Annotated in this window: 1 protein-coding gene; it reads left to right on the forward strand. The window is 39.8% G+C overall.

Features of this window, described 5'->3' with window-relative positions; all coding sequences use genetic code 11:
- The coding region (locus tag BUA99_RS15170) for a beta strand repeat-containing protein (protein ID WP_159430957.1) at window positions 1-3,006 on the forward strand (3,006 nt) is incomplete at both ends.

Here is a 3,006-nt window from a genome sequence, read left to right on the forward strand (position 1 = left end):
GCCACAGGAATTGAAGGAAACATTCAATCAGAACTGAATACTACTCAAACAGGAGCTGGATTAGCAACTGACGGAACTTATACTGCAAATAGTACTGCTAATTACATTGCTGGAGCTACTGCCTTAAATGATGCTGATAATAAACTGGATGCGCAAGCGAAAATAAATGCAGATTTAATTGGAACAGAAAAAACGAGAGCCACAGGAATTGAAGGAAATATTCAATCAGAACTGGATGTAACTCAAACAGGAGCTGGATTAGCCGCTGACGGAACTTATACTGCAAATAGTACCGCTAATTACATTGCTGCAGCTACTGCCTTAAATGATGCTGACAATAAATTAGATGCGCAAGCGAAAATAAATGCAGATGCAATTGGAACAGAAAAAACGAGAGCCACAGGAATTGAAGTAAACATTCAATCAGAACTAAATACTACTCAAGCAGGAGCTGGATTAGCCGCTGACGGAACTTATACTGCAAATAGTACCGCTAATTACATTGCTGGAGCTACTGCCTTAAATGATGCTGATAAGAAACTGGATGCGCAAGCGAAAATAAATGCAGATGCAATTGGAACAGAAAAAACGAGAGCCACAGGAATTGAAGGAAACATTCAATCAGAACTGAATACTACTCAAGCAGGAGCTGGATTAGCCGCTGACGGAACTTATACTGCAAATAGTACCGCTAATTACATTGCTGGAGCTACTGCCTTAAATGATGCTGATAATAAACTGGATGCGCAAGCGAAAATAAATGCAGATGCAATTGGAACAGAAAAAACGAGAGCCACAGGAATTGAAGGAAATATTCAATCAGAACTAAATACTACTCAAGCAGGAGCTGGATTAGCAACCGACGGAACTTATACTGCAAATGGCGCTACTAATTATATGAAAACATCAGCCTCTTTGGTTGCTGCTACAGAAGATTTGGATTTGCAAGCGAAAGTAAATGCAGATGCAATTGGAACAGAAAAAACGAGAGCCACAGGAATTGAAGGAAACATTCAATCAGAACTGAATACTACTCAAGCAGGAGCTGGATTAGCAACTGACGGAACTTATACTGCAAATGGCGCTACTAATTATATAAAAACATCAGCCTCTTTGGTTGCTGCTACAGAAGATTTGGATTTGCAAGCGAAAGTAAATGCAGATGCAATTGGAACAGAAAAAACGAGAGCCACAGGAATTGAAGGAAACATTCAATCAGAACTGAATACTACTCAAACAGGAGCGGGATTAGCAACTGACGGAACTTATACTGCAAATGGCGCTACTAATTATATGAAAACATCAGCCTCTTTGGTTGCTGCTACAGAAGATTTGGATGCACAAGCGAAAGTAAATGCAGATGCAATTGGAACAGAAAAAACGAGAGCCACAGGAATTGAAGGAAATATTCAATCAGAACTGAATACTACTCAAACAGGAGCTGGATTAGCCGCTGACGGAACTTATACTGTCAACGCTACTGCTAATTACATTGCTGGAGCTACTGCCTTAAATGATGCTGATAATAAACTGGATGCACAAGCGAAAGTAAATGCAGATGCAATTGGAACAGAAAAAACGAGAGCCACAGGAATTGAAGGAAACATTCAATTAGAACTGAATAGTACTCAAGCAGGAGCTGGATTAGCAACCGACGGAACTTATACTGCAAATGGCGCTACTAATTATATTAAAACATCAGCCTCTTTGGTTGCTGCTACAGAAGATTTGGATGCGCAAGCGAAAATAAATGCAGATTTAATTGGAACAGAAAAAACGAGAGCCACAGGAATTGAAGGAAACATTCAATCAGAACTGAATACTACTCAAACAGGAGCTGGATTAGCAACTGACGGAACTTATACTGCAAATAGTACTGCTAATTACATTGCTGGAGCTACTGCCTTAAATAATGCTGATAATAAACTGGATGCGCAAGCGAAAGTAAATGCAGATGCAATTGGAAATATCAATACTCTAGCGAATGGTAAAATCTACGTCGGAAACATTAGTAATCAAGCGACTGAGATTACTATGACAGGAGATGTAACAATAGATAATGGAGGTGTTTCAACTATTGGAGGCAGCAAAGTTCTGACAGCTATGATTGCCGAAGGGACGATCCTAGTTGGTGATTTAGCAAACGACGCCATAGAAACTACTAAGATTAAAGATGCTAATGTAACTTATAGTAAGATTCAAGGGGTTACTAGTGGTAAAGTACTAGGAAGAGTATCATCAGGTACAGGAACAGTAGAAGAATTTAATACTACTGGTTCTGGCGATGTGGTAAGAGCAAATTCACCAGTACTTACTGGAACAGTTACGGCAAGTGCTATATCTGCAACCAATGTGTCTGCAACTACTGTATCTGCAACCACAGTATCTGCGACTAATCTAGGAGGGCGTATTTTGGACGCATCACAAGTACTTATTACTACCGTTGGAACATTGACTGCTTTAAATGTAAGCGGAACTTCCACTTTGACAGGGACTTCCACTATTGGAGGAACTCTTGGAGTAACAGGAGTAACGACACTAAGTGCACAACCTATACTTTCAACATTAACGGTTTCTTTACCTGTGTTCTCTGACACGAATAAAGGGCTAGTATCTAATCCAATTACAGGAACTGGTAGTGTGGTTATGTCTGATTCAGCAACATTAACTGGGTCACCAAATGCGCCAACTGCAGCTGCACTTACCAATACAACTCAAATTGCAACTACAGCCTTTGTTTCTGCTGCAAATAGTACTAATGCTAACTTAACAGGTCCAATAACAAGTATTGGAAATGCAACTGCTGTAGCTTCTCAAACAGGAACAGGTTCGATCTTTGTTATGAATGCTTCACCAACATTAGTGACACCTGTTATAGGAGTTGCAACAGCGACTAGCATAAACGGAAGCACAATACCAACGTCAAAAACATTGGTGGTAACTACTGATAAATTAAATATACTTTCAGCAACAACTTCAGCTGAATTGGCTGGAGTGATTTCTGAT

The sequence above is a fragment of the Flavobacterium segetis genome, from assembly GCF_900129575.1.
GTDB classification, from domain to species: domain Bacteria; phylum Bacteroidota; class Bacteroidia; order Flavobacteriales; family Flavobacteriaceae; genus Flavobacterium; species Flavobacterium segetis.